This is a genomic window from Thioalkalivibrio versutus (assembly GCF_001999325.1).
Lineage (GTDB): Bacteria > Pseudomonadota > Gammaproteobacteria > Ectothiorhodospirales > Ectothiorhodospiraceae > Thioalkalivibrio > Thioalkalivibrio versutus.
Window position 1 is genome coordinate 39,123 of record NZ_MVAR01000024.1, and the last position, 25,577, is coordinate 64,699.

Here is a 25,577-nt window from a genome sequence, read left to right on the forward strand (position 1 = left end):
GAAGACGCGACGCCCAGCTCCACCATTTGGACGTGTATTGACCGCCACTAGGGGGGCCGGGTGCTGCCTGAGCAGTCACTGGTGGGCCTGGGATCCGGCGAGTGGTCGATGAAATAGTCGCTACAGCCATGGACGTTCGCTGGCTGCTGCAACGCTTCGGCTAGCGCCCGGTTGGATCCCTTCGCCTTCGACGACGACTTCATCGACGCGATGCTGGACCTGCTGCGCCACAGGCGAGATACCGCCTATTCCGAACCCGAATGAGCGAGTGTGCCCCCCGGAAGACGCCGCCCGCGGCACCAATCAACGGCTGTTCGGCGTTGGGCGGGTCCCAGCCGCGAACGTGATCCGGGTGATCGGGGCTGCGGCTCACCGATTGCTAACGGGGTAGGGTTCAAATGCAGCACGTCGTGCAAGTCGCCACATCGCACCCTGTTTAGTCCGTGACCTCGCGCGTGTGAGCCGGGACCCCCTGCTGGACCTGATTACGACCACCGCGCTTGGCCTTGTAGAGCGCCTCGTCGGCGGCGACCAGCAGTTCGGGGCCGTCCTGGTCTGGGTAGTCGGCCGAACACACCATGCCGATGGAGATGGTGCAACCGAAGCGCTCGCCCTTGCGGCCGAAATCCAGTGACGCAAAGTTCCGGCGGATATCCTCCAGCACCCGCCGGGCATGCTCCGCTTCGCATTCCGGCAGCACCGCGACGAACTCTCCCCCGCCGTAGCGGCCGATGATATCGGACTGACGCAGGCGCTGACGCAGCAAGGTTGCGATCGAGCTGATCACCACGTCCCCTACGGCGTGCCCGTATGTGTCATTAACCACCTTGAAGTGGTCAATATCGAGCATCGCCAGCGTGACCGGCCGACCGATCCGGCGGGCGCGCAGCACCTCCCGGTTGGCGGCCTCCTTGATACTGGCGTGCTTGAGCAACCCGGTCAGGCTGTCCTTGTTGATCCGCTCCTCCAGCTGGCGAGCCCGCGCGACCCGCGCACGCGCGGCCGCCACCAGCTGCAGGTCGGAGATCGGCTTGGTCAGAAAGTCGTCCGCGCCCCGGCCCATGGCGTCGATCTGGCGCTCGATATCGGTTTCCGCGGACAAATAGACAATCGGCAGATGGGTGTAGGCCTCGTGCTGGCGGATCACCCCCGCCAAGTCGGTGCCCGCGTATTCGGGCATGTACAGATCCATCAGCACCAGTTCCGGCCGGAACGCGGCGATCGTCTCCATGATCTCGCGCGGCGCGTCCAGCACCCAGGCCTCCATCCCGGCCGCGGTCAGTACCAGCCGCATATGCTCGGCAAGATCGGCATCATCGTCCACGATCAGCACTCGCTGCGCCGGCGCGTGGCGCTCCTGGAAGATTTGCGAGATGCGGCTTACCAGGCGGGGTACATCCAACGGTTTCAGGAAATACCCCTGCGCGCCCAGTTGTACCGCGCGCACACGCGACGGGAAGTCATCATTCGCGGAGAGGAAGATCAGCGGGCAATCCAGCGCCTGGACCTGCGGACAGTCCACCAGTCGCTCGGTCGCGTTTTCGCGCCCCTGTTCCAGCATTACGTCAACGAGCAACAAATCCGGCTGCCGGGATTCCATCGCCCCCTTGAGCTCATCGATGCTCCGGAACACGCGAACCTCGTAGTTGAAGGACTCGAGCTGTTGCTGCAGTTGCCGGCACAGCTCCGCGTTGTCCTCTACCAACCAGACTTCGAGCGTATTGTCCGAGGTTGTCCGGGCTTCCGGAGCCACCCGGAAAGCCGGGCGCTCCGGGCGCTCCGGGCGTTCGGGCACAGTACGAGAGAGAGCCTCGATCTCGTCCATCAGAGACCGGCGCGTCGGCGCATCCAGCGACAACTCCTTCGCCTCCAGCCAGGCTCCGATCCGCTGCTCCAGAGAGCGCGCCGCGATACTCAGCGACGCGCACCCAAAACTGCCGCCGGATCCGGCCAGCTTGTGCAGACGCTGCTGCAGCTCATCGAGCACGTCGCGATCCTGTTCCTGGCCGGACAGTCTGCCCTGGAGCGCGCTCAATTCGGCGAACTCGTCCGGGAGCCGCTCCAGATACCGGGATCGCAGTTCTTCCAGCCGTGTGGTCAGGGCCTGCTCGGCATCGGTCGGCGTCATGCGGCCCCCTGCCAGATACGCCGTACCTGATCCGAGAGCGCCATGGGATCGAAAGGCTTGGCAATCACGTCACGGGCCCCCAGCGACTTGTAGTGCTCGATCTCGGAGGGCTGAACCTTGGCCGTCATGAAGGCCACCGGCACTTCGGCCAGCGCCGGAATCCCGCGCAGCGCCTCTAGGGTCGACGGTCCGTCCATACCCGGCATCATCACATCCAGCAGGATCAGGTCGGGCGCGAAGGCCTCCGCATCGCGCACCGCCTCCTCGCCCGAGGCGCAGATCTTGACGGTAAAGCCGCCGACCGTCTCCAGGGCCAGTTCGGCGACCGCCTGAATATCCGGTTCGTCTTCGACATAGAGAATGCGTTGCAGCTCGGCCACGTTCGGCTCCTTCGGGTTGGATGGCTCCAGTGCTGTGCGCGTCTCGGCCCGCGCGCAGCTACCGTCCTGCGGTTAATGCAAAGGACCCCGAGTCCAGGGCAAGGGGCAATTCGAACCAGAAGGTGGCCCCCGCGCCTTCTACCGAGTCGAACCCTATGCGCCCACCCATATGTTCCACCAGTTCCCGGGTGATCGCCAGGCCCAGACCCGTGCCACCCTTCTGCCGCGTGTCAGAGGCATCGGCCTGTGCGAATTTCTCGAAGATGTACTCGCGAAAGTCTTCGGGAACCCCTGGACCATCATCCGCGACGCTCACCCGGACGCAGGCGTCCGGCGCGGACAGGGCCTGCGCTGAGACCCGAACCGAGCCGCCGGGGACCGAGAACTTCACGGCGTTCGACAGCAGATTGCCCATCACCTGCATCAGGCGCCGGCCGTCGGCCCGCACCACGATTCCGGGCGCGGTGGCTTCGAGCACCAGTTCCACCCGGTGTTGCTCGCCATAGCTCTGATGGCTCTCCAGTGCCTGCTCGAGCAGGGGCTTCAGCGGTTGCGGCCGCATCTCGAAGTGCAGCTTGCCCGCCGCGATCTTCTCCATATCCAGCAGGTCGTTGATCAACAGGGTCAGACGCTGGCTGTTGCGCTGGGCAATCGCAACCATTTCCCCCGCCTTTTCTGGCAATTCGCCGAGGGTCCCACTGGCAACCATGCCAAGGGACCCCGAGATCGACGTGAGGGGCGTCCGGAGTTCGTGGCTGACGGTGGAGACAAATTCGTTCTTCATGCGTTCCACCCGCTTGCGCTCGGTGATGTCGCGCACCATCCCCACGTAAAGGGGGTGACCATGCTGGGTAATCTCCGACACCGCCAGTTCCATGGGGAACAGACTGCCATCCTTGCGCTGGCCCTCCACCTCGCGACCAATGCCGATGATGCGTGCCACTCCGGTTCTCTGGTAGTTGCGCAGGTAACTGTCATGAGCCTCGCGGTGAGGACTGGGCATGAGCATGCGGACGTTGCGGCCCAGTACTTCGTCGGCCCCATAACCGAAGATGCGCTTCGCGGCGGGGTTGAATGACTGCATGATCCCGTTCACATCAATGGTGATGATGCCGTCCACCATGTTGTCGAGAATGGCCTGTGTGTGCTGGGCGTGTTCCACTACCGCCGTTTCGGCCGCCTTGCGCTCGGTGATGTCTTCATTGATGCCGATCACCCGTTCTGCGCGCCCTCCCGGGCCGGATATGGCCTGGGCTATGGCGCGAATATGACGAATCTGGCCATCACCCCGACGAATGCGGAATTCGGACTCATAGGGGGTTTCAGGGTGGGCCAGTCCATGCTCGAAGTCCGCCGTAGCCTGCTCCTGGGATTCCGGCAACAGGTTGCAGGTCCATTCTTCCACCGCATGTCCGAAATCCTGTTCTCCCAAACCGTAGATCCGGAACATCCCTGCATCCCAGTCAAGCCGACCATTGGCCAGATCCAGATCCCATACGCCCAGTTGTGCCGCCTCGGCAGCCAGTGTCAGCTGCTGGGCGGTATCCCGGAAGCGCTGTTCGCTCTCGCGCAGGGCTTGTTCAGCGGCCTTGCGCTCGGTGATATCCTCGGCGATACCCAGGTAGCCGGTGATATTTCCCTTTTGGTCGGTCTTGGGTGTCACCGTCAGGGAGACGGGGATGCGCACACCGTCCTTGCACACAAAAGTCCATTCCCTCGTTTCCGCACCGTCGCGATCCGCTACCTCGGTAAAGGCCCGGAAGCCCTCGACAGGCCGTCCATAGGCGGCGCTCAGTTCGGCCGAGCGTGTTGCAATCTCCTCGGAGAGATGGAACAGGGCGGGTGATTGCTTGCCGACCAGGTCGTCGGCGGCATATCCCGTCATCTTCTCTGCACCCGGGTTGAACAGGGTGATCAGACCATCGCGGTCGGTCACCACAATGGCGAATTCCGACGCGGCCGCCAGAACCGCCTGCAACTGATCGGCTGTCTGCGCAAGCTCCGAGGTGCGCGCGCGCACCTCGGACTCGAGTTCACTACGTGCCTGTGCCTGCTGGCGGAAACTGGCCACCAGCTGCCGCGACATCTCCCGCAGGGTCCCGGCCAGGCCGTCGTATTCGAGAATCCGGCTTTCCGGCAGTACCGGCGAACGCCCCGCGGCAATGTCCGAACTCAGTCCTGCACTGACCGCATCCAGCTTGCGCAATGGACGGCTGATGGCATAACTCAAGGCGGCCGAGACCAGGATGGCCAGGGCCACGATTATCGTCAGCAGAGCAAACAGCTCGACGCGCTGCTGCTCCAGCGCCCGGACCACCGGCGCCGCCGGCATCTCCGCATACACCTGCCCGACATCCGGCACTGGGCCCACCGGCGCGTCAACGAAGTAGGAACCCTGTCCCCAGCGACCCACGGCCGACATCGAACCGCCCGGCAACCAGATCGAAAGCTCCCGATCCCGGGGCTCCACCTGGCCGTCCGACGCCTCCAGCACGCTGCGGACGTCGCCCCGACTGGCCAGCACCCGACCTTCCGGGGACACAATCGCAAGCCCCAGGTCCTCGCGCGTCTGCACCCGCCCCAGATGGTAGTCATAGCGGACCCGTCCCTCGCGGTAATCGGTTGCGAGCCGCTCGGACAGATTCTCGGCGCGTTCCTGCAGGCGCTCGACCATGAAGGCCTCGTGCCCGTCGCGCTGCTGATAGCCCTCGTGCAGGATAGGGACCAGGCCCGCCAGCAGGGTGACCGGCAGCATCGCGTGGAACAACAGACTCGCGAGCGACGGCCTGCCCAGCCGGGAGGCCTGCGCGCCGCGACCCGACAACCGCCACAGCATCACCAGCAAGCTGGCGATCAGTGTGTTGAACAGCGCATTCACCGCCTGCTTCAGGGCGATCATGGTGGTGGGTTCCCAGTCCATCCCGATCAGGCCGCGATAGGACAGCAATACCAGTGGAACGCCGATCACCAGCCAGTACAGCAGGTCCGCCACAACCACATTGTGCAGCCAGCGCCGGTAAACGAGGCCCACCACCAACGCCTCGATCACAAACACCACCATCGGATACGGAACGCCCCACAGGACCAGGGTGTAGAGCCCCCCGGCGATCGCGACAATCACCGCTGGCAGCGTCCCCAGCAGCAGCACCGCGAGCATCACAGCGATCGAACCGAAGATGAAGTCCAGACCGAACAGCAGCGGCAGATGGAAGTAATTGCCGGCCACCGCCAGCAGGGCCAGCGCCAACGTCGCAAGCCCACGGCCCACCGGCTCTGACCACAAAGGCCTCATCCGCGGGCCTCATCAAGGTGGCATCCCAGCTCGAACCAGAAGGTCGCCCCCTCGTCAGGGACGGAGTCGAACCCGACCTCGCCGTCCATGCGCTCCACCAGTTCCCGGGTAATCGCGAGCCCCAGACCACTGCCGCCCTTCTGGCGGCTGTCGGAGGCATCGGCCTGGGAAAACTTCTGGAAGATGCGTTCGCGGAACGCCTCCGGAATCCCCGGGCCGTGATCGCTCACCGAGACACGCACCCGCTCCCCGTCCCGATCCACCGCCAGCCTCACCTCGCTGCCCTCCGGCGAGAACTTGGCCGCATTGGAGAGGAGATTGGCCAGTACCTGCTGCAGACGGTCGGCGTCCACCACCACCCGGGCCCCATCGTCCTCCGCGTCCAGCACCAGGCGCACCTGGTAACGCTCGGCATATCCCTGGTTGTCGCGCACGCCTTGCTCCAGCAACGGGAACAGCGGCTGCTCGCGCCTCTCGAAGCGCATCTTGCCGGCCACCAGCTTTTCCATGTCCAGCAGATCGTTGATCAGCAGTTCCAGGCGCTTGCTGTTCTTGTGAGCGATCTCCAGCATCGCCTGCATCCGCTCCGGCAACGCCCCTGCCGCTCCACCCGTCACAAGGCCCAGGGAACCGGAGATCGAGGTGAGCGGCGTGCGCAACTCATGGCTGACCGTGGAGATGAACTCGTTTTTCATGCGCTCGATGCGCTTGCGCTCCGAGATATCCTCGATGATCGACCAGATCAGTTTGCGCCCGGTGTTGTCGTGGACCACCATCCCGTTGAGGACCACCGGATAGCGGCTGCCATCCTTGCGGATGTATTCCTTTTCGAACGGGCCGTAACGACCGGTCGCCTCCATGCGCTCCAATTGCTGGCGCTCCATTGGCTCGTACTCCCGCGGGGTGACGTCCCAGTAGCTCAGGGCAATAAATTCCTCGCGGGTATAACCGGTCGGGTGCAACAGGGCTTGGTTGAGGTCCACGAAGGCCCCGGTCGCGTAATCGTTCAGGGCAATGCCGACCGGCGATAGCTCGAACAACCCGCGCAGACGGGTCTCGCTGAGTCTCAGCGCGCGCGCCGCCGCGTCGCGTTCGATCGCCGAACCGATCCAGCGCGCCAGCAGACGCACGAACATGCGCTCGCCATCACTGAACCCAACCGGACGCGGCTGCACCGACGAGAAATTCAGGGTGCCATAGCGTTCACCCTGCACCTCCACAATCACGCCAATGTAGGCCTCCAGCCCGAATTGCTCGTAACACGGATGCCCACGATGCCCGGAGGCCGCCATGTGGTCGATGGCCACCAGTTCCCCTTTTGCGAAGATCAGGTCGCAATAGGTCCTGCTCCGGGAAAAGTGCTGTCCAGGCTCCAGAGCGGTACCGGGAGGTGCGACACAGGCGTGCACCTCGTAATCGTCACCCCGGATGCGGCTGACGATACCCAGTTCCAGCCCAAGGAAATCCGTTCCCAGCTGCAATGCCCGCTCGAGCTGTTCGCCGAGCCCCAGCGTGGTCATCGACGCGATGTCGTTGAGGGCCGCAAAGGCCTCCAGCTGGCGCTGGCGCTGCTCGCGGTTTTCCCGATCCCGGGTCACATCCAGGATGAAGCCATCGAGATAACACACCCGCCCCGCGTCGTCGCGAACCGCCGAGCCGCGCTCCTGGGCCCAGCGGATACCGCCGTCACGATGCCGGATCCGGTATTCGACGACCCAGTCGGTCCCGGCCCGCAGCGCCTGGTCGACCGCCCCCTTCACCCGTGCCAGGTCGTCGCCATGGATCACGCTGGCGTAGCTACGAACAGCGTTGTCGATGAACTCACTCGCGGGATAGCCTGACAGCGGGTCCACCTGGTCGCTCATGTAGAGCATGGTCCAGTCGTCGTCCGGCAGGCAGCGATAGGTAATGCCGGGGATATTGTCGACCAGCGAGCGAAACTGTTGCTCGCTTTCGCGAATGCGCTCCGCGTCCTCCTTTTCTCGGGTCACATCGGACTCGATCGCCATGAAGCCCTGCAACCTGCCGTGCTCGTCGCGCAACGGATTGCCCTGGATGCGAACCCAGTACGCTCGGTTATCCCGATGGTAGTTCAGCATGTCGACCTGAAAGGGATCGCCCCGCGCCACTGCCGCCCCGATCCGCGCCGCTACCTGCGGATCCGTCCCCTCGCCCTGCAGCAGCTTGCCCGGCTTGCGCCCGCGCAGTTCGTCCTGGGTGTAACCGCTCAGCCGCGTAAAACCGTCATTGACCCATTCGACCCGGCCCTCGGCGTCGGTAATGATCACGCCATTGGTGGTCTCGCTGGCCACCCGCGACAGCCGCGCCAGCTCCTCCTGGTCGGCACGGTGCTGGCGCCGTATCCGGGCCGCATCGGTCAACTGCCCCAGCGTGACCAGCAGCGGCTGCAGAAACTCCACCAGGCTGTCGTCGTAGCCACCGGGGCGATTGGCAATCCCCAGCATGGCGACCCGCTCGCCGCCATGCTCGATCGGGATGCCGAGAAAGGCCTCGAGCGGCGGATGTCCCTCGGGCAGCCCCCCGCTGCGCCGGTCGCGGGCGGGGTCGTTGGCGATCACCGGCCCGCCGCTGGTGAGGGCTGCACCGAACAGGGTCTCCAGGTTGTGAAACTCCATCCCCCGGGGCGCATTGGCCGCGTAGAAGGCCTGGGTCGCATCATCCCAGGCGATATTGGTGATGGCATAGGTTTTGAGATAAGGAAGCCCTTCCGGGTTGTACAGCACTTCCCCGATAAAGCCGTATTCGCTGTGGGTCAGCTCGAGGATGTCCGCAAGCAGTCCGTCGAAGGCCTGACTGCGGTCCTGCTCGGTATCGCGAATGAACTCCGACTGGGCACGAGTGATGACGTCGCCGAGCCGCCGCAGGTCGCCGAGGGCATCGCTTAGCGCCTGCTGTTCAGTGGAGTCGATTTCCGCCTCGACCGCATCGGCGAGGTCACGCAGGGATCGGCGCTCGTCCTCGCTCAACTGCCGCGGCTGGCCGTCAATCAGGCAAAGGGTGCCCACGCGGTAACCATCAGAGGTGACAAGCGGCGCGCCGGCATAGAACCGGATCTGCGGCTCCCCGGTAACCAGCGGGTTGTCGGCAAACCGGGAGTCCGCGCGCGCGTCGCGGATTTCGAGGATATGGTCCCCGAGAATCGCGTGACCGCAAAAGGAGATGTCACGCCCGGTCTCCGGGGCCTCGAGCCCCTGCCGGGACTTGAACCACTGCCGGTCCTCGTCGACCAGCGAAACCAACGCGATCGACACCCCGAACATCCGCCTGGCCAGACGCGTGAGTCGATCAAACCGCTCCTCGTCCGGGGTATCCAGGAGCCCCTTTGCCCACAGCGCTCGCAACCGTTCCTGTTCGTTTCCGGGGCGGGGAGGCGTTTTCAACCGGGTTTTCCGTGGTTAGGGGTCGATAGACCACGATACTGCCACGTCTCGCCCCCCATCCCAACAGGTGTAGTGTGCCACCCTACTGGGTACTTCCAGGGAAACACTGCATTCGTGTCCAGGCGGATGTTTACTCCCACTCGATGGTGGCGGGGGGCTTGCCGGAGGTGTCGTAGGTGACGCGCGAGATGCCGGGGATCTTGTTGATGGTGCGGCGCGAGACGTGGTCGAGGAAGTCATACGGCAGGTGCGCCCAGCGCGCGGTCATGAAGTCGATGGTCTCGACGCACGCCGTGCGACCACGTAGTCGTAGCGTGGGCCATCGCCTATCACGCCCACCGACTTCACCGTCAGGAAGACCGCAAAGGCCTGCAAGGTCTTGTCGTACAGGTCCGCCTTGCGGAGCCCCCCTGATGAAGGTCGCATCGGCCCGGCGCAGCAGGTCAGCGTATGCCTTCTTGACCTCGCCGCGGATGCGCACGCCCAGGCCCGGCCCGGGGAACCGGTGGCGATAAACCCTCCCGGTGGGCAGACCTAGCACCACAGGGCCATCGCCACCCAGCTCGCGGACCCGCTCGGCCATGTCACGGCCACTGATAGACGCCGCGGTTGAGCGCATCACGAATGGCCGAGATCAGCTTGTTGCCTCTCAGCGTCGCACCGGTAAAGGCGTCGATGTCCTCCACCACCTCCTCCGGCGCGTAGAGATCGAATAGGGCCGATAGCGGCCGCCCTTCGAGGTAATCGATGGCCTGACGGTGCTGGCGCATCACGGCATGAAGTTCCTCTTCCTCCTCAAGCGCCAGATAATCCACTCCCTGGTAGCTCAGGTACCGGAACCGGACGTTGTGGAAATGATGGTCCCGCAGATCGAACTGGATATTGACCTGCATCGCGCCCCGGTCCGAAAACACGCCTCGATAGCGCCCGTCCAGGTACGTCCCGGGCGACAGGCCGAGCAGCACCCGGCCCGGCGGATGGGTGGCGGGTTCCCGCGTGGGCGCTGAAGCCTCGGGCCGTGCCTGGGGTGCCGGTGCATCGGCAAGTTGCCCTACCCGGTACTGTTCCAGCATGGCGGCGGCCCTGGGGCTGTGCGGACGCCCGGGCGTCTTGTTGTACCAGCCTTCGGTGGCATCACGGCCGCACCACTCCAGTATCACGTCCTCGGAGGTGGGGTGGCGCGGAATATAGTCCGTCACGTCGTACACCTGGCCGTCGATGGCCTTCCAGCAGCTCTCGGCACTGTCGTGGGCCGCAAGCTCCTGTTCTGTAAACAGGCGCTGATCGTCGTCGGTCTCGCGGGTCTCCGCGACCAGCGCGCTGACGGCCCAAAGGGTGACGATCACGGCGCAGAAGGCCACGAACGCAGTGTAGGCAATCTTGTTCACGGTCATAGGAAATCAAACGCCTCCGTATGAATGCGGCCCCTGGGTACACCGGCGCGGCTTAGAAGCCCCATCAGGTGATGCACCATGCCGGGCGGCCCGCAGATGTAGATCTCCCGTTCCTCCAGGTCCGGGCAATGCGAGCGGATGAACGCTTCGTCCACGGGGCCGCGATCCTGGAAATAATGGATCTGTGCATCGAAATGCGGGTGCCCCTGCGCGATCTCCCGAAGCTCGTCCATGTAATAGGCGCGGTCCGGTCGATTGGCCAGGTAGATCAGGGTGACCTCCGGCCCGGCCCCGGGCTCCCGCTGGAGGGCCCGGGCGCCGGACACGAGGGGCGTAATGCCGATGCCGCCACCGAACCAGAGCTGCCGGCGTTGCGGCTCGCATCGCTCGAAGAACTGCCCGTAGGGGCCCTCGATCTGCACGGCGGTTCCCGGTGTCACCGTCTGCAATGCCCGGCTGGCGTCGCCCAGGGCCTTGATGCCCACCCGGACAACGTCCTCGCCTGGCGCCGAAGAGATGGTGTAGGGGTGCTCTTCCCCCCGGCCGGCTTCCAGGCCCGGGTCGTGGGGGGTGAGGTACATGAACTGTCCCGCGGCATGCGACATGGCCCGGCCCCTCGGGGCGAGGGTGATCTCCACCACGTTGGACGCAAGGGCGGTCACGGCATCGACGGTATAATCATGGCGCCCCAGCCGGGGCGACAGCACCTTGCGCCAGAGCACTGCGGCAACCGCCAGGGCCGCGAGCCCCCACCAGAGCAGCGCATGCTCCACGAGCATGACCGCGTGCGCGAACGCCAGCAGGAACGCGGGCACCGACAACAGGTGCAGACGCTTCCAGCGCTGGTAATGCGGCCTGCCGAAAAACTGAAAGGTGGGCGCGAGAAAGATCACCATCAGCGCCAGTGCGCCCCAGCCCATCCATACCGCCCCGTGTTCAAGGGGCGGAAAGATCACCCGGACGGCCGCTGCCGGAGAAATGGGCAGCGCCCCGAAGGCCAGCCACACCACGTGCAGCATGATCAGGATGAACGCCGTGAAACCCAGTATCCGGTGCAGGGCCCAGATACGCGGCAAACCGCCGAACCAGCGATCCAGGGCCGGCAGGCGCACGCTCAGCATTGCCCCGACCAGCAGCGCGCTCAGACCCAGCACCCCGGCCAGGTGACCAAGCGCCGAGAGCACCTCGGCCGCGCCGGCGCCCGGCCGCGGCCACCAACGCGGCCACGCCACCAGCACCGGCAGCAGCAGCAACACCACGACAATCCAGTCACCCGCTCTGATGCGTCTGAACATGGGATCCGTTTATTCCAGGAAGTCCACCTCGGCACAGTCTAGGTAACCGCCGATCAATGCACACGCTCGCGTTAGTGCACCGTGTCTTCCGAGGCAAGGCGTAGCCCCACGGCCGGTAGTCGTGCTACGGGCCGTGGGCTAAGCAGGATCCTGAAGCCTCCGCTATGACGCCGGTCAGCACCCGCCATTGCGGGTCTTTCCACTCACTCCCACTCGATGGTGGCGGGGGGCTTGCCGGAGATGTCGTAGGTGACGCGGGAGATGCCGGGGATCTCGTTGATGATCCGCCGCGAGACATGGTCGAGGAAGTCGTACGGCAGGTGCGCCCAGCGGGCGGTCATGAAGTCGATGGTCTCCACCGCGCGCAGGGCCACCACGTAGTCGTAGCGCCGGCCGTCGCCCATCACCCCCACCGACTTCACCGGCAGGAAGACCGCGAACGCCTGCGAGGTCTTGTCATAGAGATCGGCCTTGCGCAGCTCCTCGATGAAGATCGCGTCGGCGCGACGCAGCAGGTCGGCGTATTCCTTCTTCACCTCGCCGAGGATGCGCACGCCCAGGCCCGGCCCGGGGAACGGATGGCGATAGACCATCTCGGTGGGCAGGCCCAGCTCGACACCGATCTTGCGCACCTCGTCCTTGAACAGCTCGCGCAGTGGCTCGACCAGCCCCAGCTTCATGTTCTCCGGCAGGCCGCCCACATTGTGGTGCGACTTGATCACGTGGGCCTTGCCGGTCTTGGAGTCGGCCGACTCGATCACGTCCGGGTAAATCGTGCCCTGAGCCAGCCACTGCACGTTGTCGAGCTTTGCAGCCTGTTCGTCGAACACGTCGATGAACAGCCCGCCGATGATCTTGCGCTTGGCCTCCGGGTCCTGGATTCCCGCCAGGGCGCTCATGAAGCGCTCCTCGGCATCCACACGGATCACCTGCACACCCATGTGGCGAGCGAAGGTCGCCATGACCTGGTCACCTTCGCCCTCGCGCAGCAGCCCGGTATCCACGAACACGCAGGTCAGCTGGTCGCCGATCGCCTTGTGCAGCAGCGCGCCCACCACCGAGGAGTCCACCCCGCCGGACAGGCCCAGTACCACGTGATCGTCGCCGACCTGCTCGCGCACCCGCGCGGCCATGTCGTCGATGATGTTGTCGGCCGTCCACAACGCCGCACAGCCGCAGATATCGTGCAGGAAGCGCTCGATGATGCGCTGGCCCTGGGTGGTGTGGGTCACCTCGGGGTGGAACTGCACGCCGTAGAAGCCGCGATCCGGATCGGCCATGCCGGCGATCGGTGCGGAATCGGTGGAGGCCATCAAGCGGAAGCCCTGCGGCAGCTCGGTCACGTGGTCGCCGTGCGACATCCAGACGTCCAGCAGGCCATAGCCCTCCGGCGTAGTGTGATCCTCGATGTCGCGCAGCAGCGGCGTATGGCCACGGGCGCGCACCTGGGCATAGCCAAACTCGCGACGCTCCGACGGCTCGACCCGACCACCCAACTGCGCGGCCATGGTCTGCATGCCGTAGCAGATGCCCAGTACCGGAACCCCCAGCTCGAACACCGCGTCCTCGGCGCGCGGGGGCTGGTCGACATTCACCGACTCGGGGCCGCCGGAGAGGATGATCGCAGTGGGATTGAACGCCCGGATGTCGGCCGCCGGCATGTCCCAGGCATGCACCTCGGAGTAGACCCTGGCCTCGCGCACGCGGCGGGCGATCAGCTGGGTGTACTGGGAACCGAAGTCCAGCACCAGAATGCGGTGGGCGTGAAGATCCTGGGTCATGAGGTCATCCGGTATCCCGGCCTGCGGGCCGGGAGTATGTCAGGTAGGGATACCCGGCCATCGTGGCCGGGTCAGTCCATGCGGTAGTTCGGGGCTTCCTTGGTGATCGCCACGTCGTGCACATGGCTCTCGCGCATGCCGGCGGCGGTCACGCGGACGAAATGCGGCTTGGTCCGCATCTCTTCGATGTTGTGTGCGCCGACATAGCCCATGGACGAGCGCAGCCCGCCCATCAGCTGGTAGATGATGGCGACGATCGAGCCCTTGTACGGCACCCGGCCCTCGATCCCCTCGGGCACGAACTTGTCGGCCGAGCTGTTCGGGTCCTGGAAGTAGCGATCCGAGGAGCCCTGCTGCATCGCGCCCAAAGAGCCCATACCGCGATAGATCTTGTAGGAACGACCCTGGTACAACTCGACCTCGCCCGGGGCCTCTTCGGTCCCGGCGAACATCGAGCCCAGCATCACGCAATCGGCGCCCGCGGCGATCGCCTTGGCCAGGTCCCCGGAAAAGCGCACGCCCCCGTCGGCGATCATCGGCACACCCGTGCCCTTCAGCGCCTCGGACACATCGGAGATCGCCGTGATCTGCGGCACGCCGACGCCGGCCACGATGCGGGTGGTGCAGATCGAGCCCGGCCCGATTCCGACCTTCACGCCGTCGGCCCCGGCCGCGACCAGCGCCTTGGCCGCATCGGCGGTGGCGATGTTGCCACCGATCACCTGCACGTCCGGGTAGTGCTTCTTGACCCAGGCGACGCGATCCAGCACGCCCTGGGAATGCCCGTGCGCGGTATCCACCACCAGCACGTCCACCCCGGCCTCGACCAGCGCGGCCACGCGCTCATCGGTGCCCTCACCCACACCCACCGCGGCACCCACGCGCAGACGGCCCCGCTCGTCCTTGGAGGCATGCGGGTGCTCGGTGGACTTCTGGATGTCCTTGACCGTAATCATCCCGCGCAGCTGGAAGTCGTCGTTGACGACCAGCACCTTTTCGATCCGGTGCTTGTGCAGCAGCTCCAGCACCAGCTCGCGGTCGGCCCCCTCGGGCACGGTAACCAGGCGCTCGCGCGGGGTCATGATCTCCGAGACCGGGGCGTTCATGCGGGTCTCGAAGCGCAGATCGCGGGAGGTCACGATACCCATCAGGTCGTTGCCGGAAACGATCGGCACGCCGGAGATGTGATTGGCGTCGGTCAGCGCAACCACGTCGCCGATGCTCGCATCCGGGCCGATGGTGATCGGCTCGCTGATCACACCGCTTTCGTATTTCTTGACCTGCCGGACCTCGGCGGCCTGGGCCTCCGCCGACATGTTCTTGTGCACGATCCCGAGCCCGCCCTCCTGGGCCATCGCGATCGCCAGGTTGGCCTCGGTGACCGTGTCCATCGCGGCCGACACCACCGGGGCGGACAGCGTGATCTCGCGGGTAATCCGGGTACTCAGGTCGACATCACGCGGAACGACATTCGAATGCCCCGGGATCAGCAGTACATCATCAAAGGTAAGGGCTTCACCGAGTATCCGCATGCACCACTCCAGGCCAGGCCCGCCGGGACGCAAGGGGGAAAATCCCGGGGGCGGATAAATAGCCGTTCAGTATAGAATTCGGGCCCTTCCGGGACAAGCACAGACACACATGCAAGGGCCGTGCGCAGACGCCCGGACAGCACCCTGATAGGATGCGAATCCATCCCGAGCCCCCTGCCAGGCGAGACCCATGCCCGAGCGCGCGCCTACGGCCCGCATCACCCGACGCACCGCGCTGGCCCTGTTGCTGGCCCCCGGCCTCGGCCTGGCCACTGCGTCCAGCGCTCGCGCCGACTGGTGGCGCTTCGGTCAGGACATGTTCCGCTCGCTGATCACCCGGCCACCGGAATTCGCCGGGTTGTCGACCGCCGAGCTGATCGAGGCGGTGCACGAGGCCCTGGTCATCGCGACCCACGCCGCCTCCGAGACCCTCAGCCGGCGCAACGGCTTCTACGGCAACCCGGACGTGCGCATCCCCCTGCCCGAGGTGCTCGCCACCACACGGCGATCGCTGGGCCGACTCGGCATGGCCGCGCCGCTGGACACCCTGGAGGAGCGCATGAACCGCGCGGCCGAGGATGCGGTATGGCAGGCCCGGGAACCCTTCATCCGGGCGATCTTCGCGCTCGATCTCGACGATGCCCGCGGCATCCTGCTGGGGCCCGAGGACGCCGCCACCCGCCATCTGGAAACACAGATGCGGCCGCGCCTGACTGAGGCCATGCGTCCCGCGATCGAGCACAGCCTGGACGCCGTGGAGGCCATGACGACCCACCGCGAGCTGGAGTCGCGGATGCGCGACATCCCGTTTCTGGCAAACGTCCGCCTGGACCTGGCCGAGCATGTGCTGGACCACACCATGGACGGCCTGTTCCACGCCCTCGCGGAAGAAGAGGCCCGCCTGCGGGTCGACCCCGTCGGGCGCGGCACCGATGTCTTCCAGCGCGTCTTCACCCGTCTGTAACCATCGAGCCCCCCATGAGCGACGCCCCCGTCTTTTCCGTAACCGAGCTCAACCAGTGTGCCGACGGCCTGCTGCGTGACGGGCTTGGCCTCGTGCGCGTGGAGGGCGAGGTATCGAACCTGCGTCAATACGCATCCGGGCACCAGTACTTTTCGCTGAAGGACGAGAACGCCTCGGTGAGCTGCGTGCTGTTCCGCGGGCGCTCCCGCCAGGCCGCGCGCTTTGCCGACGGCGACGCCGTACAGATCCAGGGGCGTGCCGGGATCTACGGCGCCCGCGGGCAGTTCCAGCTGATCGTCGAGGCCCTGCAACCGGCCGGCGAGGGCCGCCTGCTGGCCGCCTTCCAGCGCCTGAAGGAAAAGCTCGCCGCCGAGGGGCTGTTCGACGCCGAGCGCAAGCAGCCACTGCCCGCCTGGACCCACCGCCTGGGCGTGATCACCTCCACCCAGGGCGATGTGCGCCACGACATCGAGCGCACCCTGGCGCGGCGCTTCCCGCTGTTGCTACCGGTCACGCTTTACCCCACCGCGGTGCAGGGTGCCCAGGCCGCCGGCCAGATTGTCGCAGCCCTGGAACAGGCTGCGGCCGAGGGCCGGGTCGACGTGCTCATCCTCGCCCGCGGCGGCGGCTCCCTGGAAGACCTGCAGGCCTTTAACGAGGAGAGCGTCGCGCGCGCCATCGCCGCCTGCCCGATCCCGGTGGTCAGCGGCGTAGGGCACGAGACCGACACCACCATCGCCGATTTCGTCGCCGATCTGCGCGCCTCCACGCCCACCGCCGCGGCGGAGGCTGTCAGCCCGGATGCCGCGACCCTGCGCCACCAGCTAGCGCGGGCCCGCGAACGCCTGAGCGGGCTGCTGGGCCAGCGCGTGGCGCGCCACCAGCAGACCCTGACCGCCCTGCATACGCGCCTGGAACGCCGCCACCCGCGGCAAATGCTGGAACGCGATGCCCAACGCCTGGACGACCAGCGCGAACGCCTGCAGCGCGCGTGGTCACGCCTCGAGGAACGCGCCCGGGTGCGGTTGCAACACGCCCGGTTGCGTCTGGCCGGCGCCTCGCCCGGCACCCGCCTGGCATCCGCCCGCATGCGCCTGGATCACCTGCGCCAGCGCCTGGTGCGGGTACGCCCGGACCACGACATCCTGCAGCGGCGCGAGGCCCTCGCCCGCCTGCAACGCCAACTGCAAACGGCCACCCACCAGGCCCTCGTCGCCCGCCAGCGGCAGCTGGACGCCACCGCGCGCCAGCTGCGTTCACTGGGCCCGGAGGCAGTACTGGAACGCGGCTACGCGATCCTGCAGACCACAGAGGGCGAAGTCCTGCGCGCCGCGGATCAGACCGCCAGGGGCGAACGCGTGCATGCACGTCTGGCGCGCGGGCGCCTGGACCTGGAAGTCACCGCCACACACGGCGAAAACTGAAGCGCGGTCTCCCGGCCTTTAACCACCGACGGCACACAGACAATCGCGTGTAACAGGAAGACGGGAAGCGCGCGAAGGGGTAAGAAGGAAGTGGGTAGCCTGGGGTCAGCACCTGCAAGGCCATCCATGCCGCAGCGCGGCGGAGAGCCGGGATGGCCTCCGTCACGCACACCCCCACCAACGTGCCCGCCCCCACCGCCGGGAACCCGGATACCTGGTCAGCACACCCCAAATCCCGTAGGAGCGTGCTTGCACGCGAAGCCCCTGCCCGCGTCAGACTCTGGCAGGGGCTTCGCGTGCAAGCACGCTCCCACAGCTGTGGTTCCACAGACCCACGCAGGACAGCAGCATCCGGTGGCGGTCAGGAGAGCAGGACGAGATTGTCCCGATGGATCAGCTCCGGCTCGAGCAGGTAGCCGAGCTCGGCCTCGATGCGATCGGCACGCTGGCCGCGGATACGCTGAATCTCGCTGGCCGCGTAGTTCGTGAGCCCCCGTGCCACGGCGGTCCCGTCCGGATCCACGCAGGTCACGACCTCGCCGCGGCGAAAATCCCCCTCGACGCTGACCACACCTACCGCTAGCAGGCTGCTGCCCGATTCGCGCAGCACGCGTGCGGCCCCGGCGTCCAGCTGCAACTGCCCGCGCGAGTGCAGCTGGTCCGCCAGCCAGCGCTTGCGCGCCGCCAGCGGTTCGCGGTCCGGCTTTAGCCAGGTGCCCAGTGCTTCGCCCTTCAGTACCCGCCCCATCACCTGCGCCTCGCGTCCGGAGGCAATCACGGTATGCGTGCCCGAACGTGCCGCGCGTTCGGCAGCCAGCAGCTTGGTTGCCATGCCACCCCGCCCCAGGCGACCGAAATCGGCTGCCACATAGCGGTGAAGCCCGGCATCCGAGGCCCGGCCCTCCTGGATCAAGCGGGCATCCGCATGCTTGCGCGGATCGCGGTCGAACAGGCCATCCTGGTCGGTCAGGATCAGCAGCAGGTCGGCCACCACCAGGTTAGCCACCAGCGCGGCCAGGGTGTCGTTGTCGCCGAGACGGATCTCTTCGTAGGCCACGGTGTCGTTCTCGTTGACCACCGGGATCGTGCCCATCTCGAGCAGGGCCAGCATGGTGCTGCGGGCATTCAGGTAGCGCGAGCGGTCGGCGAGGTCGTCGTGGGTCAGCAGGACCTGCGCCGCATGCAGATCGTGGCTGGCGAACTCGCGCTCGTAGGCCTGAACCAGGCCCATCTGTCCGACCGCGGCGGCGGCCTGCACGTGGTGCAACTGGTGCGGGCGCTCGGTCATGCCCAGCCGACGCATGCCCTCGGCCACCGCCCCGCTGGAGACCAGGATCACCTCCAGCCCGCGCCGGCGCAGCGCCGCGATCTGGTGCGCCCAGGACTCCAGCGCCGGGCGGTCGAGCCCGGCACCATCGGCGGTGATCAGCGCGCTGCCAATCTTGACGACGACCCGGCGAATGGCGGGGAGCGCCCGTGTGGCAGACGCTGTCACGCGGGGTCCTCCGGCTTGTCCTCCGGCGTCCCTGTCGCACCCCGCCGATCGGCCTCGGCCGCCGCCTGCGCGGCCTCCTCGACATGGCGCATCACCGCCTGCAGCAGGGCGTCCACGCCCTCGCCGGTCACCGCGGAGATGGTAAACACCGGATGCGCCTCGCCCTGGTCCGCACGCACGCGCTCGACCAGGGCCGCGAGTTCGTCGGCATCCAGCAGTTCCTTCTTGTTCAGCACAATCCAGCGCGGCAGAGCCGCCAGCTTGTCGCTGTGGTGCTCCAGTTCGGTGATCGCGGTGCGCAGGTCCACCAGGGGATCGGCCTCCGGGTCCGGCGGGGACACGTCCACCACGTGCAGCAGCAAGCGGGTGCGGGCCAGATGCTTGAGGAAACGTGTACCCAGACCCGCTCCCTCGGCCGCGCCTTCGATCAACCCGGGGATGTCGGCGATCACGAAGCTCTGGTTGACCCCGATGCGCACCACGCCCAGTTGCGGGATCAGGGTGGTGAACGGGTAGTCGGCGATCTTCGGGCGAGCGGCCGAGGCCCGCGCCAGCAGCGTGGACTTGCCGGCATTCGGCAGGCCCAGCAAACCGACGTCGGCCAGCACCATCAGCTCCAGCGACAGCTTGCGCAGGTCGCCCGGGGTGCCCGGCTTGCTCTGACGGGGCGCCTGGTTGGTGGAGGACTTGTACCGGGTATTGCCGAGCCCGTGGAAACCACCCTGAGCGACCAGCAGACGCTGACCCTCGTGGGTCACATCACCCAGGATCTCATCGGTCTCGGCATCGCGCACCTGAGTGCCGATCGGCACTGCGATCTCCAGATCCTCGCCGGAAGACCCCGTACGATTGCGCCCCTTGCCGTTCTCGCCACGCTCGGCATCAAACCGGCGCTGGTAGCGAAAATCGGCCAGGGTGTTAAGGCCTTCGTCGCCCACCAGCCATACGGAGCCGCCATCTCCGCCGTCACCCCCGTCGGGCCCGCCAAAGGGGATGTATTTCTCGCGGCGGAAGCTGACACAGCCATTCCCGCCGTCGCCGGCCTTTACGGTAATGGTGGCCTCGTCGATGAACTTCATTGCTTGCTTCCCGAAGTACAGAACAAAAAAAGCCCCGTCGAACGGGGCTTTTCGCGAACGCTTCGCTGTCCGGCCGGCTTACTGCTGCGGCTGGATGCTCACGAAACGACGGTTGTGCGGACCGCCCACCTTGAAGACGACCTGGCCGTCAACCTTGGCGAACAGCGTATGGTCCTTGCCACAACCCACGCCCTCGCCGGGATGATACTGCGTCCCGCGCTGACGAACGAGGATGTTGCCGGCGCGCACGACCTGACCGCCAAAGCGCTTCACGCCCAGGCGTTTGCTCTCGGAATCGCGCCCGTTGCGGGTACTGCCGCCTGCCTTTTTATGTGCCATGGTTCAGCTCTCCTGAATGCCTGCGGCGATCAACCGGCGATGCCGGTGATGCGCACGGTGGTGTAATGCTGGCGGTGTCCCATCTGCTTCTGGGAGTGCTTGCGCCGCCGGAATTTCATGATGTGGATCTTCTTGGCGCGGCCATGGTCTTCGACCTTGGCGGTGACCTTGCCACCGTCCACCAGCGGGGCCCCGACGCGGACATCGTCACCCGCACCGACCATCAGCACCTGGTCGAACTCGACCTCGGAACCGGCCTCGGCCTCGAGCTTCTCGATGCGAATCACGTCGCCTTCGGCGACGCGGTACTGTTTACCACCTGTTGCGATGATCGCGTACATTTCCCTGGGACTCCGTTGCGATACCTTGTGTGGACCAGCTGACTGGGAGCTGGTCTCGCGAAAGGGCGGAAATGCTAGCAGCGCTTCTCGCTCGGGTCAATGCCGGGAAGCGGCCAGGCCGCGGGAACGCTCATGGACGGGTACACGCGGACACCCCGTTTTTTCGATCCGGGGCGCACGGCAACAGCCCTTGGCCCACCCTGCCCGCAAACCGCTCCGGCGCGCGCCCGAACTTGTACATTAGGCAGCGTTTCCCTAGCATGCCTTCGCCCCTCACGACCACCTCACATGAGCCTGCTTGCCTACCCCCATGCCCATTGAAGCAATCCGAGAACTGGCGGCCGACGACATGCAGGCCGTCGACCAGTGCATCCGCGAGCGCCTCAGCTCGCCGGTGGTGCTGATCAACCAACTCGGACACTACATCATCCATTCGGGCGGCAAGCGCCTGCGACCGCTACTGGCCACCCTGTCGGCGCGGGCCTGCCACGTGCAGGGCCAGGACCCGGTGACACTGGCGGCGGTGGTGGAGTTCATCCATACCGCGACCCTGCTGCACGACGACGTCGTGGATGCCTCGGAGCTGCGCCGCGGCAACGAGACCGCCAACCACATCTTCGGCAACGAGGCCGCCGTCCTGGTCGGTGACTTCCTCTACTCGCGCGCGTTCGAGATGATGGTCGAGGTCGGCTGCATGCGGGTCATGGAGATCCTCTCCCACGCGACCAACGTGATCGCCGAGGGCGAGGTGATGCAGCTGATGAACTGCCACGACGCTGACGTTGACGAACAGCGCTACATGCACGTGATCCAGTCGAAGACCGCCAAGCTGTTCGAGGCCGCCTGCCAGCTGGGCGCCATTCTGGGCGAACGCCCGGAACACGACGAGCAGGCGCTGGCCCGCTACGGCATGCACCTGGGCACCGCCTTCCAGCTGATCGACGACGTCCTGGACTACTCCTCCGATGACGAGGTGACCGGCAAGCGCATGGGCGACGACCTCGCCGAGGGCAAGCCCACGCTGCCGCTGATCCATGCGCTGCGCGTGGGCTCCCCCGAGCAGCAGGCCGTCGTGCGCCGGGCGATCGAAGAAGGCGGCCGCGATCAGGTCGACGCCGTGCTGCAGGCCGTACACGGAACCGACGGCCTGGCCTACACCCGCTCTCGCGCCGAGGCCGAAACCGACGCCGCCATCGAGGCAATCTCCACGTTGCCCGATTCGCCCCAGCGTCAGGCCCTGATCGATCTCGCCCGTTTCGCCGTCGGGCGCAACCACTGACGCGGCGCGACCCACGCCGCATGGCGGGTCGACCGTTACCGATAGGATTTTCAGCGCCCGGGGCATGGACACGCCCCGGGAGGCTCGGCATAATAGCGGGCTCGGTTCGGAGTGTAGCTCAGCTTGGTAGAGCACTGCCTTCGGGAGGCAGGGGTCGAAGGTTCGAATCCTTTCACTCCGACCAACCTTCTTCTTGACCCTGGTCTTCCGGCCTGTGGCCCGATTCAAGCGGCCCATCCGGAAGCGGCCAGATCCCGATCACGTTCAGGCCCTGCGGACACGTCCATGACCGCCAATACCCCGGCCGTTCGCGGCACCCTCTATATCGTTTCCGCGCCCTCGGGTGCCGGCAAGACCAGCCTGGTCGCCGCCCTGCTTGAATCGGTGACGGCGGTGGAGGTCTCGGTTTCGCATACCACACGGACGCCGCGCGCCAGCGAGGTCGACGGACAGCACTACCACTTCGTCAGCGCCGAGACCTTCCTCGGGATGATCGAGGACGGCCAGCTGCTGGAACACGCCAAGGTGTTCGACAACTTCTACGGCACCGCGCTCGCCAGTGTCGACGAACGCCTGGACGCCGGCGTGGACGTGATCCTGGAGATCGACTGGCAGGGTGCGCGCCAGGTGCGCGCCGCCGTGCCGGATGCGCATTCCATCTTCATCCTGCCGCCCTCGCGCGACGAGCTGGAACGCCGCCTGCGCGGCCGCGGGCAGGACGAGGAAGACGTGATCCAGCGCCGTCTGCGGGATGCCGAATCCGACTGCACGCATTTCCGCGAGTACGACTACACCGTGGTCAATGCCGACTTCGACCAGGCCGTGCGCGATCTGGCCTGTATCTTCCGCGCCAACCGCCTGCGCACCGTGGAACAGGAGATCCGATCCGCATCCACGATCGGGAATCTGTTGGCGGGCGCGCATGGGTCGGCGTAACATGCAAGTTTCAAGAATTTACTGACCGGAGTATCCGATGGCACGCGTCACCGTCGAGGACTGCCTCGAAAATGTCGAAAACCGTTTCCAGCTGGTGCTGATGGCTGCCCGCCGGGCCCGCCACATTGCCCACGGGAAGGAAGCCCGCGTACCCGAGGACAACGACAAGCCCACGGTAATTGCCCTGCGCGAAATCGCCGCCGGCGTGGTCGGTATCGAGGTGTTCGACGAACACGACGAACGGCCCCAGAACCAGATGCTGGACTTCAGCACCATCCGTCATCTGGAACAGCTGGAAGCCGACGAGCGCTAGGAGATTTTCTGAATGGCCGCTGGGCAGCCAGCTTCGCCCGGGGCCCCCTCCTCGGTACCAGGCGACTCGACCCGATTCCTGATCAGCGATTTATGTTCCGAACTCGAGGCCTACCTCGAGCCGGAAGAGGTCGAGGAGGTCTATCGCGCCTATCTCCTGGGCGCGGAATCGCACGAGGGCCAGACCCGCAAGACCGGGGAGCCCTACATCTATCACCCGCTCGCCGTGGCTCGCACCATGGCCGAGATGCGGATGGACCACCAGGCGATCAGCGCCGCCATCCTGCATGACGTGATGGAGGACACCGCCACCAGCAAGGACCGTATCCGCGCCGAGTTCGGCGAGGAGGTCGCAGAGCTGGTGGACGGCGTGTCCAAGCTGACCCACCTGCAGTTCCAGTCGAAGGCCGAGGCGCAGGCGGAAAACTTCCGCAAGATGATGCTGGCGATCACCCGCGACATCCGGGTGATTCTGATCAAGCTGGCCGACCGCCTGCACAACATGCGCACCCTCGGTGTGATGCGCCCGGACAAGCGCCGCCGCATCGCCAAGGAAACCCTCGAGATCTATGCCCCGATCGCGCAGCGCCTGGGCATGAATGCCATGCGCCGCGAGCTGGAGGAACTCGGTTTCTCGGCCAAGCACCCCTGGCGCGCCGCGGTACTGGAACGCGCAGTACACCGGGCCGGCGGCAACCGCCGCGAGCCGATGAAGAACATCGAACAGGCGATCTGCTCGCGCATGGAGGCTTCCGGGATCATCGGGCGCATCTCCGGGCGCGAGAAGAGCCTGTACAGCATCTACCGCAAGATGCGCGACAAGCACCACTCGTTCGAAGACGTGTTCGACGTCTTTGCCATCCGCATCATCGTCGACGACGTGGACACCTGCTACCGCTCGCTGGGCGTGGTGCACAACCTCTACAAGCCGGTTCCGGGACGCTTCAAGGACTACATCGCGATCCCCAAGTCCAACGGCTACCAGTCGCTGCACACCATCCTGTTCGGTCCGCAGGGCGCCCCGATCGAGGTGCAAGTCCGCTCCACCGAGATGGATCGCGTGGCCGAGAGCGGGATCGCCGCACACTGGCAGTACAAGGCCGGCAGCGAATCCAGCCGCACGGCCCAGAGCCGGGCACGCGAATGGCTGAAGGATGTCCTCGAGATCCAGAACAGCGTCGGCAACTCCATCGAGTTCCTGGAGAACGTCAAGGTCGACCTGTTCCCCGACGAGGTCTACACCTTCACCCCCGAGGGCGACATCCTCGTGCTCCCGCGCGACGCCACCCCGATCGACTTCGCCTACGCCGTGCACTCGGACGTCGGCAACCGCTGCGTGGCCGCCAAGATCGATCGCCAACTCGCCCCGCTGTCGGTACGCCTGCAAAGCGGCCAGACGGTGGAGATCGTCACCTCGCCCGGCGCCCGCCCCAACCCGGCCTGGCTGTCCTTCGTGGTCACCGGCAAGGCGCGCACCGGCATCCGCCACTGCCTCAAGTCCATGCAGTCCGAGGAGGCCCGCACCCTCGGCGAGCGCATGCTGGAAAAGGCGCTGGAATCCATGGATACCAGCCTGCCCCGCATCTCGCCGGCCCGCCTGGACCAGATGCTGGACGCGATGCAGCTGGAAGACCTGGACGCGCTGCTGATCGATATCGGCCTGGGTAATCGCATGGCCTCGCTGGTGGCCCGCCAGATGGTCGGCAAGGAAAGCCCCGACCCGACCGCCACAGAGCCCGCCACTACGACCACGCTCGCGGTCAACGGCACCGAAGGGCTGGTGCTGAATTACGCCCGTTGCTGCCACCCGATCCCGGGCGACCCGATCATTGGCCAGTTGAGCGCCGGGCGCGGCCTGGTGGTCCACCGCGAGAACTGCCGCAACGTCCTGCACGAGAGCCGCGACCGGTCCGACCGCACCATCGCGCTGGAGTGGTCGCATGAGCCCCAGCTGCAATTCACCGCCGCCGTACGCACCCGCACCGCCAACCGCCGCGGGGCGCTGGCCGACATGGCCGCGGTCATCGCGGATCACGGCTCCAACATCGAGCACATCTCGTTCAACGAGCAGGACGGCCACTCCACCGCGATGACCTTCCTGCTGACCGTACGTGACCGCCAGCACCTGGCCCAGATCATGCGCGGCCTGCGGCGGCTGTCCGACGTCCTGCGCATCTCGCGCCAGCGCGGCTGACACGCAACGCC

18 protein-coding genes, 1 tRNA gene and 1 pseudogene are annotated in these 25,577 nt (G+C 66.2%); 7 read left to right on the forward strand and 13 right to left on the reverse strand.

Features of this window, described 5'->3' with window-relative positions; all coding sequences use genetic code 11:
• Nucleotides 1-436: 436 nt before the first annotated feature.
• The 9 genes and pseudogenes from B0684_RS09495 to guaB form a co-directional block, all read right to left on the reverse strand.
• Nucleotides 437-2,128 (reverse strand): diguanylate cyclase, encoded by a 1,692-nt coding sequence (locus B0684_RS09495; RefSeq protein WP_077277019.1) that lies wholly within the window; start codon nucleotides 2,126-2,128, stop codon nucleotides 437-439.
• Entirely contained in the window at nucleotides 2,125-2,508 is a 384-nt protein-coding gene (locus tag B0684_RS09500) for a response regulator (protein WP_018650426.1), read from the reverse strand. The genes B0684_RS09495 and B0684_RS09500 overlap by 4 nt, the downstream gene beginning before the upstream one ends.
• A 58-nt stretch (nucleotides 2,509-2,566) precedes the next feature.
• Nucleotides 2,567-5,776, reverse strand: coding sequence for a PAS domain S-box protein (locus B0684_RS09505; protein WP_018650427.1), 3,210 nt, complete (start codon nucleotides 5,774-5,776; stop codon nucleotides 2,567-2,569).
• Between the two features lie 20 nt (nucleotides 5,777-5,796).
• Nucleotides 5,797-9,135, reverse strand: coding sequence for a PAS domain S-box protein (locus tag B0684_RS09510; RefSeq protein ID WP_077277020.1), 3,339 nt, complete (start codon nucleotides 9,133-9,135; stop codon nucleotides 5,797-5,799).
• Between the two features lie 196 nt (nucleotides 9,136-9,331).
• Nucleotides 9,332-9,778, reverse strand: a pseudogene (locus B0684_RS09515) (GMP synthase (glutamine-hydrolyzing)); the annotation flags it as partial.
• 7 nt (nucleotides 9,779-9,785) lie between these two features.
• Nucleotides 9,786-10,595 carry a cytochrome b5 domain-containing protein gene (locus B0684_RS09520; protein ID WP_018650429.1) on the reverse strand — a complete coding sequence of 270 codons (810 nt, stop codon included), beginning with the start codon at nucleotides 10,593-10,595 and terminating at the stop codon, nucleotides 9,786-9,788.
• Nucleotides 10,592-11,890, reverse strand: coding sequence for a ferredoxin reductase family protein (locus B0684_RS09525; RefSeq protein ID WP_018650430.1), 1,299 nt, complete (start codon nucleotides 11,888-11,890; stop codon nucleotides 10,592-10,594). Before B0684_RS09525 ends, B0684_RS09520 begins: the two co-directional genes overlap by 4 nt.
• A gap of 203 nt (nucleotides 11,891-12,093) precedes the next feature.
• A complete protein-coding gene (guaA, locus tag B0684_RS09530) occupies nucleotides 12,094-13,671 on the reverse strand; it encodes a glutamine-hydrolyzing GMP synthase (RefSeq protein WP_018650431.1) in 1,578 nt (525 codons plus the stop codon).
• Nucleotides 13,672-13,742: 71 nt separating this feature from the next.
• Nucleotides 13,743-15,203: an IMP dehydrogenase gene (gene guaB, locus B0684_RS09535; RefSeq protein ID WP_018650432.1), complete on the reverse strand. Its 1,461-nt coding sequence runs from the start codon at nucleotides 15,201-15,203 to the stop codon at nucleotides 13,743-13,745.
• A 190-nt stretch (nucleotides 15,204-15,393) separates the two neighbouring features.
• Here guaB and B0684_RS09540 point away from each other — a divergent pair, with 190 nt between their 5' ends.
• Together B0684_RS09540 and xseA are read left to right on the forward strand one after the other, a co-directional pair.
• A complete protein-coding gene (locus B0684_RS09540) occupies nucleotides 15,394-16,167 on the forward strand; it encodes a DUF4197 domain-containing protein (RefSeq protein ID WP_018167972.1) in 774 nt (257 codons plus the stop codon).
• Nucleotides 16,168-16,181: 14 nt separating this feature from the next.
• Nucleotides 16,182-17,591, forward strand: a complete 1,410-nt coding sequence (xseA, locus tag B0684_RS09545; RefSeq protein ID WP_018650433.1) for an exodeoxyribonuclease VII large subunit — start codon at nucleotides 16,182-16,184, stop codon at nucleotides 17,589-17,591.
• Between the two features lie 361 nt (nucleotides 17,592-17,952).
• Here the strand turns inward: xseA and proB are convergent, their stop codons facing one another.
• The 4 genes from proB to rplU form a co-directional block, all read right to left on the reverse strand.
• Entirely contained in the window at nucleotides 17,953-19,086 is a 1,134-nt protein-coding gene (proB, locus tag B0684_RS09550) for a glutamate 5-kinase (protein WP_018650434.1), read from the reverse strand.
• Complete coding sequence (gene cgtA, locus B0684_RS09555) at nucleotides 19,083-20,165, reverse strand: Obg family GTPase CgtA (protein ID WP_018650435.1); 1,083 nt, start codon at nucleotides 20,163-20,165, stop codon at nucleotides 19,083-19,085. Before cgtA ends, proB begins: the two co-directional genes overlap by 4 nt.
• A 78-nt stretch (nucleotides 20,166-20,243) precedes the next feature.
• Nucleotides 20,244-20,504, reverse strand: a complete 261-nt coding sequence (rpmA, locus tag B0684_RS09560) for a 50S ribosomal protein L27 (protein WP_017941884.1) — start codon at nucleotides 20,502-20,504, stop codon at nucleotides 20,244-20,246.
• A 29-nt stretch (nucleotides 20,505-20,533) separates the two neighbouring features.
• Nucleotides 20,534-20,845 carry a 50S ribosomal protein L21 gene (gene rplU / locus B0684_RS09565; protein WP_018146302.1) on the reverse strand — a complete coding sequence of 104 codons (312 nt, stop codon included), beginning with the start codon at nucleotides 20,843-20,845 and terminating at the stop codon, nucleotides 20,534-20,536.
• Between the two features lie 310 nt (nucleotides 20,846-21,155).
• Here rplU and ispB point away from each other — a divergent pair, with 310 nt between their 5' ends.
• From ispB to spoT, 5 genes are all read left to right on the forward strand, one after another.
• A complete protein-coding gene (ispB, locus tag B0684_RS09570) occupies nucleotides 21,156-22,124 on the forward strand; it encodes an octaprenyl diphosphate synthase (protein ID WP_018650436.1) in 969 nt (322 codons plus the stop codon).
• A 107-nt stretch (nucleotides 22,125-22,231) separates the two neighbouring features.
• Nucleotides 22,232-22,308, forward strand: a tRNA-Pro gene (locus B0684_RS09575).
• 101 nt (nucleotides 22,309-22,409) lie between these two features.
• Entirely contained in the window at nucleotides 22,410-23,060 is a 651-nt protein-coding gene (gene gmk, locus B0684_RS09580; protein ID WP_018146304.1) for a guanylate kinase, read from the forward strand.
• Nucleotides 23,061-23,097: 37 nt separating this feature from the next.
• Nucleotides 23,098-23,373: a DNA-directed RNA polymerase subunit omega gene (gene rpoZ / locus B0684_RS09585; protein ID WP_018146305.1), complete on the forward strand. Its 276-nt coding sequence runs from the start codon at nucleotides 23,098-23,100 to the stop codon at nucleotides 23,371-23,373.
• Nucleotides 23,374-23,385: 12 nt separating this feature from the next.
• The gene (gene spoT / locus B0684_RS09590; RefSeq protein WP_018167978.1) at nucleotides 23,386-25,566 is read left to right on the forward strand and encodes a bifunctional GTP diphosphokinase/guanosine-3',5'-bis pyrophosphate 3'-pyrophosphohydrolase; all 2,181 of its coding nucleotides are present in this window, start codon (nucleotides 23,386-23,388) and stop codon (nucleotides 25,564-25,566) included.
• Nucleotides 25,567-25,577 lie beyond the last annotated feature (11 nt).

Coding starts and splice junctions, on each gene's coding strand:
- ispB (WP_018650436.1), top strand. CDS start 21,156: ATGCCCATTGAAGCAATCCGAGAACTGGCGGCCGACGACATGCAGGCC.
- rpmA (WP_017941884.1), bottom strand. CDS start 20,504: ATGGCACATAAAAAGGCAGGCGGCAGTACCCGCAACGGGCGCGATTCC.
- B0684_RS09540 (WP_018167972.1), top strand. CDS start 15,394: ATGCCCGAGCGCGCGCCTACGGCCCGCATCACCCGACGCACCGCGCTG.
- B0684_RS09520 (WP_018650429.1), bottom strand. CDS start 10,595: ATGACCGTGAACAAGATTGCCTACACTGCGTTCGTGGCCTTCTGCGCC.
- guaA (WP_018650431.1), bottom strand. CDS start 13,671: ATGACCCAGGATCTTCACGCCCACCGCATTCTGGTGCTGGACTTCGGT.
- gmk (WP_018146304.1), top strand. CDS start 22,410: ATGACCGCCAATACCCCGGCCGTTCGCGGCACCCTCTATATCGTTTCC.
- rpoZ (WP_018146305.1), top strand. CDS start 23,098: ATGGCACGCGTCACCGTCGAGGACTGCCTCGAAAATGTCGAAAACCGT.
- B0684_RS09525 (WP_018650430.1), bottom strand. CDS start 11,890: ATGTTCAGACGCATCAGAGCGGGTGACTGGATTGTCGTGGTGTTGCTG.
- rplU (WP_018146302.1), bottom strand. CDS start 20,845: ATGTACGCGATCATCGCAACAGGTGGTAAACAGTACCGCGTCGCCGAA.
- guaB (WP_018650432.1), bottom strand. CDS start 15,203: ATGCGGATACTCGGTGAAGCCCTTACCTTTGATGATGTACTGCTGATC.
- xseA (WP_018650433.1), top strand. CDS start 16,182: ATGAGCGACGCCCCCGTCTTTTCCGTAACCGAGCTCAACCAGTGTGCC.
- spoT (WP_018167978.1), top strand. CDS start 23,386: ATGGCCGCTGGGCAGCCAGCTTCGCCCGGGGCCCCCTCCTCGGTACCA.
- cgtA (WP_018650435.1), bottom strand. CDS start 20,165: ATGAAGTTCATCGACGAGGCCACCATTACCGTAAAGGCCGGCGACGGC.
- B0684_RS09495 (WP_077277019.1), bottom strand. CDS start 2,128: ATGACGCCGACCGATGCCGAGCAGGCCCTGACCACACGGCTGGAAGAA.